The following is a 15,480-nucleotide window of genomic DNA, read 5'->3' on the forward strand; positions in this document are numbered from 1 at the left end:
TAGGTGTTTCGATGAAACGATCTCCTGCCCATCGACAATCCCTGGCGGCGACGCTGGCAACGATCGCCGTCGCTGCTTTGTTTGCTCCCACCTGGGCGACCGCTCAGCAGGACGATGACTCGAGTCCCCGCCGCCCGAACATCATCTTTATCCTGGCGGACGACCTGGGCTACGGCGAACTGGGCAGCTACGGCCAGCAAGTCATTCAGACTCCGCGGCTGGATCAGATGGCGGCCGAAGGGATGCGGTTCACGAACTTCTACGCCGGCAGCACCGTGTGCGCTCCCTCGCGCAGCGTGCTGATGACCGGTCTGCACATGGGTCACACGCCGGTTCGCGGGAACGCCAGTGGGCCGGACATGTCCAAACAGTCCCTGGACGCTTCGGACGTGACGGTCGCCGAAGTGCTGCGCGAGGCCGACTATTTCACGGCGTTGTGCGGCAAGTGGGGCCTGGGCGACGCGCACGAAAGCGGCCGGTCGGGGTTGCCCAACCGCCAGGGGTTCGACCATTTCTATGGCTACCTGAACCAGGTCCACGCTCACAATTACTATCCCGAGTTCCTGTGGCGAAACACCGACCGGGTGCCACTGCGAAACAAGGTCCGGCGGAACGACCGCAGCTACGGCGGCTTCACCGGCGGCTGGGCAGTGGAGCGGGTGGACTACACTCACGACCTGTTCGTGGAAGAATCGATGAAGGTGATTCGCGAGCGCGCCGACACGGATTCGCCGTTTTTTCTGTATCTTGCCCTGACCATTCCCCATGCCAACAACGAAGCGACGGGAAAAACCGGCGATGGCCAGGAAGTGCCCGACTATGGCATTTACGAAGACCGTGACTGGCCCAAACAGGACAAGGGCCAAGCCGCGATGATCACCCGCATGGACCGAGACGTCGGTCGGTTGCTGGATTTGTTGAAGGAATTAAACATCGACGAAGAGACGCTTGTCATGTTTTCCAGCGACAACGGTCCTCACAACGAGGGCGGTCACAACCCGGACCGCTTCGACCCGAATGGTCCGCTGCGTGGCATGAAGCGGTCGTTGACCGAGGGCGGCATCCGCGTCCCCTTCATCGTTCGCTGGCCCGGCACCACGCCCGCCGGCACGACCTCCGATCACATCGGCTACTTCGGTGATCTGATGGCCACGGCCGCCGAGCTGGCCGGCGGCTCAAGGCCAGAGGACCTCGACTCGATCAGCTTCGTCCCAACCATCACCGGCAACCCCGAGCAGCAACAGCAACATCGCTATCTGTACTGGGAGTTCTACGAGCAGGGCGGACGCCAAGCCGTTCGCAGCGGCAAGTGGAAAGCGATCCGCCAGCCCTGGATCGGTGCCAAAACCCAGTTGTACGACCTGAGCGAGGACATCGGCGAGACGAACGATTTGGCTGCCGAGCATCCCGATCAGGTGGCCAGGATGGAGGCGATGATGGAAGCGGCTCACACGCCGCATCCGGCCTGGAAGGTCCCGGGACGTCGCAACCGGTAGACCAGTGGTTGGTTGCTGAAGGTCCCGCTCTTGCTGGCCACGTGCCGCATCGAAGATAATAGAAACGGTGGTCGCCGCTGCCATGGTTTGGTACCGGTTCGCCGCGACCTTGGCGTTCTGTTCGGTCGAATCACAGCGGAATGAGTGCGATGAAGCTGGTATGTGTCCATTGTCTGGCGGTCAATCGGGTTCCCGAAGACAAGCGCAGCGACGGCCCGATCTGCGGCAGGTGCAAAGAACCGCTGCTGCCGGCGGCGCCGGTTGATCTGACCGACACCAGCTTTGACAAGGTCGTGTCCAAAACCGAACTGCCGGTTTTGGTGGATTTTTGGGCGGCCTGGTGTGGGCCGTGCCGGATGATGTCGCCGGCGTTTGCTGAAGCGGCCGCCTCACTGGCAACCCAGGCGGTGTGCGGCAAGCTGAACACCGAATTCTCGCCACAAACCGCCACGCGGTACAATATATCGGGCATCCCCACGGTGATCCTGTTCCAGCACGGTCAGGAAGTCCGGCGTCAGTCCGGCGTGATGAACACTCAACAGATCGTTCAGTTTGTCACCGGTGCCTGATCGCTCGGTGGAGGTCCTTCAGCGTCACGTCCGGTCCCTCGTTCCCTGCTTCCTGTTAGGTCATTCTCCATGCGTTCCCGTCTGCCGCTTCGTCGTCGATGGCTCCTCCGGGCCGGCTGCTTTCTCGGTGCGGCCGCTTACTCGACTCCGGGTCTGTTTGCCGACCTGATCCAGACAGCGCCACAGACCGAGGGGCCGTTTTATCCGGATCGCTTGCCATTGGACACCGACAACGACCTGTTGGTGATCAACGATTCTGTCACTCCGGCGGTCGGCGAAATCACCCATCTGTCCGGACGGGTTCTGGATGCCAAGGGGGCCCCCGTCCGCAATGCGTTCGTAGAAATCTGGCAGGTCGACAACAACGCGGTTTACTTGCACAGCGGCGACAGGACCAACCGAGCCAACCAGGATTCGAACTTCCAAGGCTACGGCCGTTTCTTAACCGACGTAGGCGGACGGTATTACTTCCGCACCATCAAACCGGTGCCTTATCCCGGGCGGACGCCCCACATTCACTTTGGCGTCAGCATCCACGGGCACCGCGTTCTGACGACTCAGCTGTACGTCAAAGATCACCCCAACAACGCTCGCGATGGCATCCTGCAGCGGATCGATGCCAAGTCGCGAGAGACGGTGCTGAAGGAATTCAGACCCTTGCCGAAATCGAAGCTGGGCGAATTGGCGGTGGAGTTCGACATCGTGCTGGGCGGCACAGCGTTCGAAGGCGACGATGGCACGATGCGTGGCATCGGCCCCTCGCAGTGGCGCAGCCGCCGCCGACGACGCGGGTAAGCCGTGGGATAAGCGCTCAGGCGCAGGCGAACGCACCGGACGGAGATCTGAGATTTGAGATTTGAGATTTGAGATTTGAGATTTGAGATTTGCTGACACCGGCGGATTCTATGTAGGGGAACGAACGGTAGAAGGCAATGTTTTCTCCCCTCTCCCCCGCTGCGCCGCGAGCGTCAGCGAGTGAAGCAGTGGTGGGAGAGGGGCCGGGGGTGAGGGGGCTCGGGTGCAACGGAATGGCTGTTTGCGTACGCCTTTCCGATTCCCGCACCGCATCGAAACACGGAAGCGGTGCTGCTCTGCTGGTCCCCCTCACCCCCAACCCCTCTCCCCCGAAGCCTGACTCGCTTAGGCTCGCCAGGCTTCGGGGGAGAGGGGAGAAAACGATTCTTCTTATACATAAATTCCGCGAGAGTTAGGAACTCCTCCAAAGTCTGGCGACTTCGGCTACGGGGTTTGGGTTTCGGGCTGGGGCGTGAGCAACATCAGACGCAAGTCCATCACTTGCGATCCGGGGATCTCGAGGGCTTTTAATTGCAACCGGCCCGGGCCGGCGGCAAGCTCGATCTCGCCCAGCCGCATCCGTCCCCAATCCTTCGTGTACGATTCCATCCGCTCGACACGATCGTGTTCCCGGCCTACGAGCGGCGACTCGTGCGGCTCGCTGACCCGCCCCACCGTCCGAGAATTTCCAAAGCTCAGCTCGACCGTCGCGCCCACGTCCTCGGGCGGGCAGGTGTACAGCAGCTCCACCTGGTAGCGACCGGCCCGGTCGACCACGCAGTCCCAGGTGATGGCATCTTCGGTGCTGGTCCAACCCGAGAAGAACGAATCATTGGGAAATCGATTGGAGCGTACGATTCCGCCATGAGCCTCCGCGTCCCGAGCCGGCAACTGCGTCAGCGGCGCGTCGGGGTGACCGACGACGAACGGCCGAAGATCGAACTCCGCGCCATGCCGGGCGAGCATCGTCTGGCGAAACCGATCGGCCTCCTGCTGGAGGGCTGCCAACGTCTCGGGCTGGTCGTCGATGGCGTGTTGTTGGCCGGGATCGGCGTCGATATCGTACAGGCGTCCTTGGTGGTCCAGGCGGTAGCGGTCGCTGCGCACCGAGACGCGGCCCCGCCAGGTGTGCACCAGCGTTCGCGGCGGCCAGTCCTTGGCGGAGCCAGCGTCGCCAGAGCCACGCAGCAGCGGCACCAGACTTCGCCCGTCCAGCTCATTCGCCCCCGCGATCGGCACATCGGCCAATTCGCACAGCGTCGGCAAGAGGTCCATCGCCGAACTGATTGCTTCGATGTGCGTACCGGCGGGAATCTTTTCGGGCCAGCGAATGAACAGGGGCGAGCGAACGCCGCCTTCGTCGGTTGATCCTTTGCGACCGCGCAGGCCGCCGTTGTACCGCGAACCATTGGGACCGTTGTCGCAGAAGAAGACCACGATCGTATCTTCGGCCAGTTGCAACTGGTCCAGCCGCTCGAGCAACCTTCCTACGTTCCAGTCGATATTCTCACACATCGCCAAGGCGGCCCGCGCGTGGTTGATTTGTTTTTCGTTCAGTCCCTCGGGCAATTGCTCCAGCGGGTTGTCCTTGAACTTGTTCCACCAGCGATCCGGAACCTGCATGGGTGAATGCGGCGTGTTCAGCGGCAGGTACACAAAGAAGTTCTCGGCCCGATGCTCGTCGATGAACTCCATCGCTTGATTGGTCAGGTCGTCGACCAGAAAGCCCTCGCCGGTGGTCAGGTGCCCGTCACGCTCAAGCATTGGGCTGAAATAATTTCCCCAGTGCCCCGAGCAAAATCCGTAGAAGTGGTCAAAGCCGCGGGCCAGCGGATGGTAGGGAAACTGCATCCCGCTGTGCCACTTGCCGAAACCGGCGGTCCGGTAGCCGCTGCGCTGAAACAGTTCGCTGATCAGCGTCTCATCCAGATCGATGCGTTCGCCACCGGCGGAGGTGTGGTAGACGCCCGAACGGACGTGATGGCGTCCGGTCAACAGCTCCGCCCGGGTGGGCGAACAAACCGGGCTGACATAGAAGTGCTGGAAGCGAGCCCCGGCGGCGGCCAGAGCATCCAGGTGCGGCGTTTCGATCTCCAGATTACCGTGCAGGCGCAAGTCGCCCCAGCCCTGATCATCGGTCAGGACCACAATGACGTTGGGCCGAGTGGTCGACTGAGCCGTAGCGGCGGAACACGCCAACGTCTGCGCCAGCAGCGCCGCGACGACCAGCGCGGCGGGAGCGGCAATCCTGAGCAACACGGACCTCCGGAGGTCAGAACGACGAGCGGTAGGCGTGGAGTCAAAGAGGTGATTCATGAGCGGATCATCAGCTTTCTTTATGAGGAGGGATGTCGAGGCGGGGTCTTTGCTACGAGCGACTGCAGATCGCTCATCACCAGCGGTTTGGTCAGGCACCCGTCCATCCCGGCGGCGAGACATTCGTCCTGTTCCTCCTGCATGGCGTTGCCGGTCAGGGCTACCACGGGCAAGCGTGACCAGCCCTTTTCCGCTTCCCACTGACGCAGTTGCCGCGTGGCTTGCAAGCCGTCCATGACCGGCATTTGGACATCCATCAGAACCAGATCGAAGGCGTGGGGATCGGTCAACAGATCCAGGGCCACACGACCGTTTTCGGCGATCGTTACGTCATGACCGTGGTTGGTCAAGAACGCTTTGGCAACCATTTGGTTCACGGCGCTGTCCTCGACGACCAAGATGCGCCGCGGCTCGGCTGCGGGGGGCGCGGCCACCGTTTTCTTGGGTTGCCAAGCGGTCAGCGACGTAGCCAAAGCGCGCATCAACGTGCTCCGCCGCAGCGGCTTGGGCAGGACGACTTCGAACAGGTCCGAATCGCCCGGACATTCGGTGTCGTGGGCGACTGCCGAGGAAGCCAACAGCAACGGAACCTGTTTTCCACCCGGCAGACGCCGCACCCATCGCGCCAGCTCCCAGCCGTCGATGCCCGGCATCATGGCGTCAAGGATCACGCCGTCGAAGCCCAAGCCGTTTTGATCATCGCAGGTCTTCAAAAGCTGCTGGGCACTTTCGGCGCTGTTGGCCACCGTCACGGCGACTCCCGCCGCGTCGAGCATGCCCTTGGCGACGCGGCGGTTGACCGCATTATCGTCGACCAGCAAGATGCGTTTACCGCGCAGCAGATCACGGGGCGGCGTTTGATGCGGGGCAACGCGGCCGACTTCGATTTCGTCGGCCAGCGGCAGCGGGATGATTGCCGTAAACGTGGTCCCTTCACCCAGTACGCTTTCCAGCGTCAGACTGCCGCCCATCAATTCGATCAATCGTTTGCAGATCACCAAGCCCAGCCCGGTGCCGCCGTATTGCCGAGTGGTTCCCGAATCGGCCTGCACGAAGGGTTGAAACAGTCGCTGCTGGGCCTCCGGTGAGATACCGATGCCGGTGTCGCAAACCTGGATCATCACGGCGGGTTCGGAGCCCTCGACTTCGGCGGCGTTGCAGGCCTTGACGACCACGCGGCCGTTCTCGGTGAACTTGATGGCGTTGCCCGTCAGATTGGTCAGCACCTGACGAATGCGTGTCGGATCGCCGCGCCGCACATCGGGCATGTCCAATTGGATATCCAGTTCGATCTCCATGCCTTGCTCGTAGGCTTTGGGAGAGAGCAATTGCAGCGTTTCGCTGAGCAGGTCATGCAGCGAGAAACCGACTTGCTCCAGCTCGATTCGCCCCGCTCGGATTTTGGAAAAATCGAGGATGTCGTTGATGATCCTCAGCAACGCGTCGCCGGAGGAAAGGATGACGTTCAATTGCTCGGTTTGCGTCGTGGTCAGCTCGCTGTCCTGCAGCAGTTGCGCCATCCCCAGAACGCCATTCATGGGCGTGCGGATCTCGTGGCTCATCGCGGCCAGGAAATCCGATTTGGCTTGATTGGCCGCCTCGGCTTGATCGCGTGCCTTCTCCAGTTCTCGCTGTTTCCGATTCAAGGCCTCGATCAATTTGGCCTGAACTTCTTTTTCGCGGCGCACCGTGGCGTGCAGGTCCACCACCGTGGGAAAGGCTTCGAGTGCTTGGTGGATGATCCGTCCCCGCAGCAGGTTCTCGACCCCCAACCACGGTTCGGGGTCGAGCATCTCGGGGTACTCCCAGATGATCTCGAATTCGCCTCCGCTTTTTCCGCGTCCGATCATCGCCCGTTTTCGCACATGATGGTTCTGCCGCAGTTCCATGATCCCGCAGGGACCTTCGACGACGATGAATTTGAACCGGCGGAGCGAGGCAAAATCAAAGCTGCCGACGTCCTCGACCATCGCTTTCCAGAGAAACACCTGGGTGTAGGCATTGGCCATCGGCGACGAAACCGGACAGTCCCAACCTACGAATTCGCGAATCCGCGGCAGGAAGTGTTGATTGACGGGACTCTTGCATGTCGAGAAATAGTCCCAACAGGCGTAGTGCCCGATCGCTTCGGGGGTCTCGGCAAGTTCCGTTTCCGAAAAGCTGAACGATACCACGGGCAGCCGCTCGGGGCCGGGGCCGAGTTCGGCCAGCACGCGAAAGAAGTCCGCGTTGGCCGAGCCGTTGATGGTGTTGAAGATCACCTCGGGATCGGACGCCAACAATCGCTCGACGAACGGCCGCAGCTGGGCGTCTTCCAGCGGCACGTACACCTCGTCCAGCACCGAGCCACCGCGTTTTTCTAGAATCCCGTGCATCAGCGTGTTGGCCGTACGCGGGTACACGTAGTCGGAGCCGATCAGGGCGGAGCGTCGCCAGCCCTGATCCATCACCCAATCGATCGCCGGTTCGATCTGCTGATTCAGGGTGCTGCCGGTGTAGATCACGTTGGGGCTGCCCTCGAGCCCTTCGTACTGCTGGGGGTAGAACAGCATGCCGTCGTGTGTGTCCAGCACAGGCAACAGGGCTTTGCGCGACGACGAGGTCCAGCATCCGAAGATCACCGAAACGCCATCGTCTTCGAGAAAGCAGCGGGCCTGCTGGGCAAACCGCTCGGGCGACGAAGCCCCGTCGCGCTGATGCGCCACGACCTTTCGTCCCAGGACGCCGCCGGCAGCATTGATTTCGTCGATCGCCAAACGCGTCGCCTGGGCGACCAGTGTTTCGCTCCCAGCCATCGCACCTGTAAACGAATGCAAAATGCCGACATGGTATTCCGCATCGGGCCGTAATTCGCTCATCGAGTACGATTCCTGTTGCAAACAACCTGGTTTCCACCATCCATTCTAACGGAACCCGATGCCAGCGGGTTCTTGATCACCGCCGTCCCGAACACAACGCACCATCGAGGGAGAACAGGACGTGTAGGATGGCAGCAGGAGAATAATCCATCATGCATCACAACACACGTTTGCTTTTGCTGCTCGCCGCCATGGCTCTTCAGTCTTGTTGGGGAACATTTGTTTCGGCGGCGGAAGACGCGGCGTCGCGTCCGAACATCGTGTTCCTGTTCGCCGACGATCAGAACACTTACTCGGTTGGCTGCTACGGCAACCGCGACGTCCAAACGCCGAACATGGACCAATTGGCCCGTGACGGGATGGCTTTTGACAACCACTACAACACCACGGCGATCTGCATGGCCAGCCGCGCTAACGTGTTCACCGGAATGTATGAATACAAGACGGGCTGCAATTTTGGCCACGGCAACATGCGTCCGGAGGTCTGGGCCAAGTCCTATCCGGTGCTGCTGCGGCAGGCCGGATACCTGACGGCGTTCGCGGGCAAATTCGGCATCGTGGTCCAGGGCAAGGGCCTGTGCGAAGACGACTTTGATGCCTGGGGCGGCGGTCCCGGGCAAACGCACTACGCGACGGCCAAAAACAAATCGATGGCCAAGTACGCCCCGCAGTACCCGCACTCCACGCTGTCCTACGGAGCCTTCGGACAAGACTTCATTCGCGAGGCCGCTGCAGCGGACAAGCCGTTCTGCCTGTCGATCAGCTTCAAAGCTCCGCACAAACCGGCTACGCCCGACCCCCGCTTCGATCCTGTGTACGCCGGCAAGCAGTTCACCAAACCGGCGAACTTTGGCCGCGAGTTCGGCGAACACCTCTCGCCGCAAAGCAAGCAGGGCCGGCAGTACCCGCGCTTTACCGAGTGGAACTACGACACGGATTACGACGGCGAGATGCGGAAGTACCACCAACAGGTCTACGGCATCGACGTCGCCCTCGGGATGATTCGCGACGAATTGAAGGCCCAGGGCGTGGCCGACAACACGGTGGTCATTTACACCAGCGACAACGGCTACATCTGCGGTGCCCACGGCTACGGATCCAAAGTCCTGCCGATGGAAGAATCCTCGCGCGTGCCGCTGATCATCTACGATCCCCGCAGCCCCCTCAGCGGCAAACAGGTTCGCTGTGATCGGCTGACCGGCAACATTGATTTCGCTCCCACGATGCTCGAGCTGGCCGGCCTGCCGATCCCTGAGAACATGGACGGCCGGAGCCTGCTGGGGCTGCTGCAGAACCCCGACCAGGGCGGCCACGAACAACTGGCGTTCATCAACGTCTTCGGCCCCTTGGCCACCCACAGCCTGACCTGCCTGACCCGCCAACACAAATACACGTACTGGTGGTTCGGAAACGATGCTATGGATCCAGTCGAGGAGCTGTTCGACACGGAGAACGATCCGCTGGAATTGGTCAATCAAGTCGACAACCCCGAGTACGCCGAGACGTTGCAACAGATGCGCCGGCGCTACGATCAGGAATTGGCAAAGTGGAAACAGCAGGCCGTGGATTACAACGACTACCAACGCTACGGAACGCTGTTCGACCGGCACATCTCTGCCGAGGACAAACCCGTTAGCAAGTAGGACGGCAAACGTTCATCCTCGTAAGAAATCTCTCATACGTGAATGCACCCCATGAAACGACTAATCCCGCTGGTCGCCCTCGCACTGGCGACCCTGACGTTCAATCAGGCGGTTGCCCAAGCCGCCGCGGCCGACTCCCTGCGTGGCTCGCGTCCCAACATCGTCTTCGTGATCACCGACGATCAGGGCATGGGCGATTTGGCGTGCCTGGGCAATGAAGTCCTGCGGACGCCGAACCTGGACCGTTTGTACCGCCAGTCCACCCGTTTGACCGACTTCCACGTCAGCCCAACCTGCGCGCCGACGCGATCGGCTTTGATGAGCGGGCGACCGCCTTTCAAGGTGGGCGTGACGCATACGATTCGTCAGCGAGAACGTTTGGCTCCGGACGTTTATACGCTGCCGCAAGCGTTGCAGTCGGCCGGCTATGCAACAGGCCTGTTCGGCAAGTGGCATCTGGGCGACGCCGAAGCTTACCTGCCGCAGAACCGCGGTTTCGACGAAGTCCTGATGCACGGTGCGGGCGGCATCGGACAGGTCCGTCTGGGCGATTTTCCGCCCAACAGCGAGAACGTCTACTTCGACAACGTCCTGCTGCACAACGATACGATTGTGCAAACCAAGGGCTATTGCACCGACATCTTCTTTCAAGCGGCTCTGAACTGGATCAAACAACAAGAAGGTTCCGCCGAACCCTACTTTGCCTACATCGCTCTGAACGCTCCGCATGGTCCGTTGGTGGCCCCGGAAAAATACAGCCGGCGGTTTCGCGAACTGGGCTACGACAAGGGCACGGCGGGGCGATACGGCATGATCGAAAACATCGACGATAATGTCGGCCTGCTGATGCAGAAGCTGGAGCAGTGGAATGCTCTCGACGACACCCTGGTGGTCTTCATGACCGACAACGGAGCGGCGCATTTGCGAGGCACTCTCAATGGCCAGCGGGTTCAGCATTTCAACTTCCAGATGCGGGGCGGCAAGAACTCGCCGTACGAAGGCGGCACGCACGTCCCGGCTTTCTTCCGCTGGAAGGGCATCCTGGGCGAAGGCGTCGATATCGACGGCCTGACCGCTCACCTGGACATCTACCCGACGTTTGCCGAGCTGGCCGGTGCCAAGCTGCCGGACGACATGCAGCCGCTGGACGGTTCCTATATCGAAGGCTTCGAGGGGGCGGTGGGGATGTCCAGAAAAGACTACGTCGCCAAAGGGATGGAGGCGTTTCAAAAAGCCGCCCGCGACGGAGCGATCATCGCGTTTACCTGTGGCCTGGGCGACAACCAGCAAGACGCCGACGAAGCGCCGCGATCTGCCGGCGGGCACCAGCGGCGAAGCGGGGACGCGCAGAGCCGTTTCGATTACCAGTTGGCGATCTTTCTCGCTTGCGCCGAGCAGTACAGTTACTTTGATCTGCACGATGGTTACGACGCAAAGACCAGCAAGACCTGGATGACGCATCGGCCGGAGTACGACCGTCCGCTGGGTCCGCCCCGGGGGCCGGCCGTTCGCGACGGCTACATCTTCACTCGGCAATTCGCCCACGCTTCGGTGCGGGTGGATATCGAAAACGAAACCGGCAGCATCGTCTGGAGTAAGTAATGCTTCGCTCAATAGGTTCTTCGTTCGTGAAACGCATAGGCTTCAAACTCGCGTGCTGGTTGGGCATCGTGCTGGACTTGCTGGCGTTCGTTTTGATCGCTTCTATGCCGCCGCGCCGCTTTGTTCTCCGACGCGAGGCAGTTGCCTGACGGGCCGGTATCCATTCCGGTTCGGCGTGCTGGCCGCGCACACCGGTGGGATGCGAGTCGGCGAGATCACGGTCGCCGAAATGCTGCAGTCGGAACACTACCCAAGGGCCACGTCCAGGACCATCATCACGGCAAAGCCCAGCATCAAGCTGACCGTGGCCAGGTCGACGTTGCCTTCGCGGTGGGATTCCGGGATCAGCTCCTCGACCACGACGTAGACCATCGCCCCGGCGGCGAAGCTGAGGGCGTACGGCAGGAGGGGAGCCATCGCGAACACGGCGGCCGCGCCCACCACGGCGGCCACCGGTTCCACCACCGCCGACAGTTGCCCGTACCAAAAACACCTGCGACGGCTGACCCCTTCGCCGCGCAGCGGCATCGCCACCGCAACGCCTTCGGGAAAGTTTTGAATGCCGATGCCCAAGGCCAGCACGAGCGCTGCGGTCACGCCCGCGCCGCTCTCCCCACCGATCACGCCGCCGAAGGCCACGCCCACGGCCAAGCCTTCGGGGATGTTGTGCAGCGTGATCGCGCTGACCAACAAAATCGCCCGGCTCCAAGTCGTCTTGGGACCTTCGGCTTCCTCCAGCAAGCCGCCCAGGTGCAGGTGCGGCAGCGATTTATCCATCGCCCACAAGGCCGCTCCGCCGCACAGGAAACCGATCGCCGGTGGCACCCAAGACGGCAGGCTGCCCTGTTCGGAGATCTCGATCGCCGGGACCAACAGGGACCAGTTGCTGGCCGCCAGCATGACGCCGCCGGAGAAGCCCAGCATGGAATCGAGCAATCGGCGGTGAACCGAACGCGTGAAGAAAACCAAGGAGGCACCGGCCGCGGTCAGGCCCCAGGTAAACAGACCGGCCGTCAAGGCTTGCAGAACCGGATGCCATTGTTCGAAACGTTCTAGTAAATCCATAGCAGTGGCATAGGCTTCTAGCCTGTGAAAAAAAACCGCGGGCTAGCGCCCTGCGGCTGATAAGTGAGCAGTGGCATAGGCTTCTAGCCTGTGAAAAAAAAACCGCGGGCTAGCGCCCTACGGCTGATAAGTGAGCAGTGGCATAGGCTTCTAGCCTGTGAAAAAAACCGCGGGCTAGCGCCCTGCGGCTGATAAGTGAGCAGTGGCATAGGCTTCTAGCCTGTGAAAAAAAACCGCGGGCTAGTGCCCTGCGGCTGATAAGTGAACAGTACAGCCCGTGAATAGTAGCAAGCCGTATACCAGTAATCGGCGGGCAGCGTGCGGCAGGTCCCGCCGAGCGGCCACTTCGAGCGACCGCCCACCCCCTCCGCAGACACCATCAATTCCCCTTTCCGAGCCCCATGGGGAAACCGTACCGTATCGGAAACGCTCGGGATTCGGTGGCACTTCGCCGCCGCCGCCGCGGAGCGAACTTCCATCGAGAACGGGGCAACCGGGAAAGCACGATGACGTACGTTTATTATTCCCCGGTCTTCCTCGAGCACGACACGGGGCATCATCCCGAAAGATCGCTTGACGCTGGCACATACCGCAGCGCATATCGAAGAAATCGCTCGGCTGGCCGAAAGCGGGGGGGGACGAGCCGACGCCGATACCGTGCTCAGCGAGCGCTCCAACGACGTGGCAAGGTTGGCCACGGGAGCGGTTTGCGATGCGGTTGATCAGGTGATGCAGGGCGAACACTCGACAGCGTTTTGTTTGCTGCGGCCGCCGGGGCACCATGCCCTTGCGGACCGCGTCATGGGCTTCGGCTTGTTCAACCACGTCGCTGTCGCAGCTCGCTATGCCCAGCAAGCTTTCCAATTAGAACGCGTCCTGATCGCGGATTTCGACGTGCACCACGGCAACGGCACCCAAGCCATCTTTTGGGAAGATCCCTCGGTGACCTTTCTGTCGATGCACCGCGCCCCGTTCTATCCGTTTACCGGCGCGGCCGATGAAACCGGCGCCGGCCGAGGGCTGGGAACGACGCTGAATCTGCCCGTGGCCTTCGGCACCGCCGCCGCCGAACAGGTCCAGCTGTTTGCCGACCGTCTGGAACGGTTCGCCAACCGCTTCGAGCCGGACCTGGTGCTGATCAGTGCCGGTTTCGACAGTCACCGCCTGGACCCCATCGGCAATCTGCAACTGGACGCCGAAGACTTTGCGGCCCTGACCGAAGCGATCGTCCAGGTCGCGCGGCAACATACCGGCGGGCGGTTGGTGAGCGTGCTCGAGGGCGGCTACAACCCGCACGCTCTGGCCGAATGTGTCCAGCGGCACCTGCAGGTGTTGTCGAAACCGGTCGCTTCCTGAGCCCACGATTTCACCAGCCGCAGGGCGCTAGCCCACGGTTCCGTCACGCGGCGTCCCACGGTGAACCGGCACGGTACGAACCGTACGCTAGCGCGTTTCGGCTGCTGGGCCCACGGCCGCCCCATCATCAGCCGCAGGGCGCTAGCCCACGGTTCCGTCAGCCGCGGGGCGCTAGAGCCCACGGTTCATCAGCCGCGGGGGCGCTAGCCCACGGTTGGCTCACACCTTCCCGAAACGGGGGTAGCGTCCTCAACCGCTCAGGCGCGGCATACGCTTTGCAGCATTCTGCCCTCGCGATCAGCCAACTCCCGGCGGCCGCACTCCCAGTTTCGCAAAGCTAACCCGCCCCACCCACCGACTGGAGAACCTCCCCATGACCATGGTATTCGAACGTGTCCAGACCAACGGCATCGCTCAGATCTCTTACTTGGTCGGCGACGACAGCACGGGCACGGCAGCGGTGATCGACCCGCGTCCCAATGTCGAGGTCTATCTGGAACTGGCCCGTACCCAGGGCGTGGCGATTACACACATTTTTGAAACGCACATCCACGCCGATTTCATGAGCGGTGCACGAGAGCTGAAGGATCGGCTCGGTTCGGCGAAGATCTACGCCAGTGGCGAGGGCGACGCCAAGTACGACTTCGAAGTGGAAAAGATTCGCGCCGGCGACCGCTTCTCGTTCGGCTCTTTGACGCTGACCACACGGCACACCCCGGGACACACGCCCGAACACGTCTCCTACGAACTGGCCGAAACGGGCACGGAAGACCAACCCTGGGGCGTGCTCACCGGCGACTCGCTGTTTGTCGGTTCGGCCGGACGTCCCGATCTGTTGGGCGACGAAGAAACCGAGGAACTGACCGAGAAACTGTTTCACACGCTGCGGGACTACTACCTGAAACTGGATGACGGGGTGATCGTTTATCCCTGTCACGGTGCCGGCTCGGCCTGCGGTGCGGACATCGGCGAACGGCCCATGTCCACGATCGGCTATGAACGCCGCACCAACGACTTCCTGCAGTACGACGACTTTGACGAGTTCAAGAAATACGTCAAAGAGGGCGCCCCACCGGTTCCCCAGCACTACCCGATCCTCAAGAAGGTTAACGCCAAGGGACCGGAGGTGATCGGATCGGCGCCGCACATCCCCGGCCGTGACCCCGAGACGTTTCAGAAATTGGCGGCACAAGGCGACGCCCAATTGGTCGACACGCGGCAGATGTTGGCCTTCGGCGGCGGTCACATCAAAGGGGCGATCAATATCGGCGACCGTCCGGAGCTGTCCGTCTGGGCCGGCGATATGCTGTCCTACGACAAGCCGATTCTGTTGGTCGTCGAGGATGCCACCCAACTGGAATGGATCGGTTGGCACTTCGCCTACGTGGGCCTGACCAAGTTTGCCGGTTACTTGGCCGGCGGCATGAAGGCCTGGAGCAACAAGGGGATGCCCATGGTGTCCCTGCCACAGATGACCGTCCAGGAACTGGCCGAGAACAAGTCTTCGGTCCAGGTCCTGGACGTGCGCTCCGACAGCGAGTTCAAGAGTGGCCGCATCGCCGATGCCCAGCACGTCTTCGTGGCTGAGATGCGAGACGGCGTCAATGGTCAACTGCCCGTGGACCGCGACAAACCGGTGGCGGTCTACTGCGGCAGCGGCTACCGGGCCAGCATCGCAGCGAGTATCTTGCAGCGTGATGGCTACGAAAAAGTCCGCAATGTGCCCGGCAGCATGCAAGCCTGGAAGAATGCCGGCTATGATGTGGAGAAATAATCCTTC

10 protein-coding genes and 1 pseudogene are annotated in these 15,480 nt (G+C 61.7%); 8 read left to right on the forward strand and 3 right to left on the reverse strand.

The window, feature by feature from the left end:
* The first annotated feature begins 11 nt into the window (after positions 1-11).
* From GE027_RS18380 to GE027_RS18390, 3 genes are all read left to right on the forward strand, one after another.
* On the forward strand, positions 12-1,496 hold the full coding sequence (locus GE027_RS18380) for an arylsulfatase (RefSeq protein WP_153558686.1): 1,485 nt from the start codon (positions 12-14) through the stop codon (positions 1,494-1,496).
* Positions 1,497-1,645: 149 nt separating this feature from the next.
* Positions 1,646-2,065 (forward strand): thioredoxin TrxC, encoded by a 420-nt coding sequence (gene trxC / locus GE027_RS18385; RefSeq protein WP_153558687.1) that lies wholly within the window; start codon positions 1,646-1,648, stop codon positions 2,063-2,065.
* A 69-nt stretch (positions 2,066-2,134) separates the two neighbouring features.
* On the forward strand, positions 2,135-2,860 hold the full coding sequence (locus tag GE027_RS18390; RefSeq protein ID WP_153558688.1) for a dioxygenase family protein: 726 nt from the start codon (positions 2,135-2,137) through the stop codon (positions 2,858-2,860).
* A 444-nt stretch (positions 2,861-3,304) separates the two neighbouring features.
* On the opposite strand, the gene GE027_RS18395 is transcribed toward GE027_RS18390, so the two are convergent.
* Both GE027_RS18395 and GE027_RS18400 read right to left on the reverse strand, forming a co-directional pair.
* Positions 3,305-5,119 (reverse strand): arylsulfatase, encoded by a 1,815-nt coding sequence (locus GE027_RS18395; RefSeq protein WP_390621610.1) that lies wholly within the window; start codon positions 5,117-5,119, stop codon positions 3,305-3,307.
* Positions 5,120-5,196: 77 nt separating this feature from the next.
* On the reverse strand, positions 5,197-8,034 hold the full coding sequence (locus GE027_RS18400; protein WP_153558690.1) for a transporter substrate-binding protein: 2,838 nt from the start codon (positions 8,032-8,034) through the stop codon (positions 5,197-5,199).
* A 191-nt stretch (positions 8,035-8,225) separates the two neighbouring features.
* Here GE027_RS18400 and GE027_RS18405 point away from each other — a divergent pair, with 191 nt between their 5' ends.
* The 3 genes and pseudogenes from GE027_RS18405 to GE027_RS18415 form a co-directional block, all read left to right on the forward strand.
* Complete coding sequence (locus GE027_RS18405) at positions 8,226-9,677, forward strand: sulfatase family protein (protein WP_237607646.1); 1,452 nt, start codon at positions 8,226-8,228, stop codon at positions 9,675-9,677.
* A 51-nt stretch (positions 9,678-9,728) separates the two neighbouring features.
* A complete protein-coding gene (locus GE027_RS18410) occupies positions 9,729-11,279 on the forward strand; it encodes a sulfatase-like hydrolase/transferase (RefSeq protein ID WP_162006809.1) in 1,551 nt (516 codons plus the stop codon).
* Between the two features lie 52 nt (positions 11,280-11,331).
* Positions 11,332-11,529 (forward strand): annotated as a pseudogene (locus tag GE027_RS18415) (sulfatase-like hydrolase/transferase); the annotation flags it as partial.
* Here the strand turns inward: GE027_RS18415 and GE027_RS18420 are convergent.
* Positions 11,526-12,344 carry a ZIP family metal transporter gene (locus tag GE027_RS18420; protein ID WP_153558693.1) on the reverse strand — a complete coding sequence of 273 codons (819 nt, stop codon included), beginning with the start codon at positions 12,342-12,344 and terminating at the stop codon, positions 11,526-11,528. The pseudogene GE027_RS18415 and the gene GE027_RS18420 sit on opposite strands and share 4 nt — an antisense overlap.
* Positions 12,345-12,917: 573 nt before the next feature.
* Here GE027_RS18420 and GE027_RS18425 point away from each other — a divergent pair.
* Together GE027_RS18425 and GE027_RS18430 are read left to right on the forward strand one after the other, a co-directional pair.
* Entirely contained in the window at positions 12,918-13,700 is a 783-nt protein-coding gene (locus GE027_RS18425) for a histone deacetylase family protein (protein ID WP_237607640.1), read from the forward strand.
* Positions 13,701-14,073: 373 nt separating this feature from the next.
* On the forward strand, positions 14,074-15,474 hold the full coding sequence (locus GE027_RS18430) for an MBL fold metallo-hydrolase (protein ID WP_153558694.1): 1,401 nt from the start codon (positions 14,074-14,076) through the stop codon (positions 15,472-15,474).
* The last annotated feature ends 6 nt before the right edge of the window (positions 15,475-15,480 follow it).

The organism is Roseimaritima sediminicola, assembly GCF_009618275.1.
GTDB lineage: Bacteria > Planctomycetota > Planctomycetia > Pirellulales > Pirellulaceae > Roseimaritima > Roseimaritima sediminicola.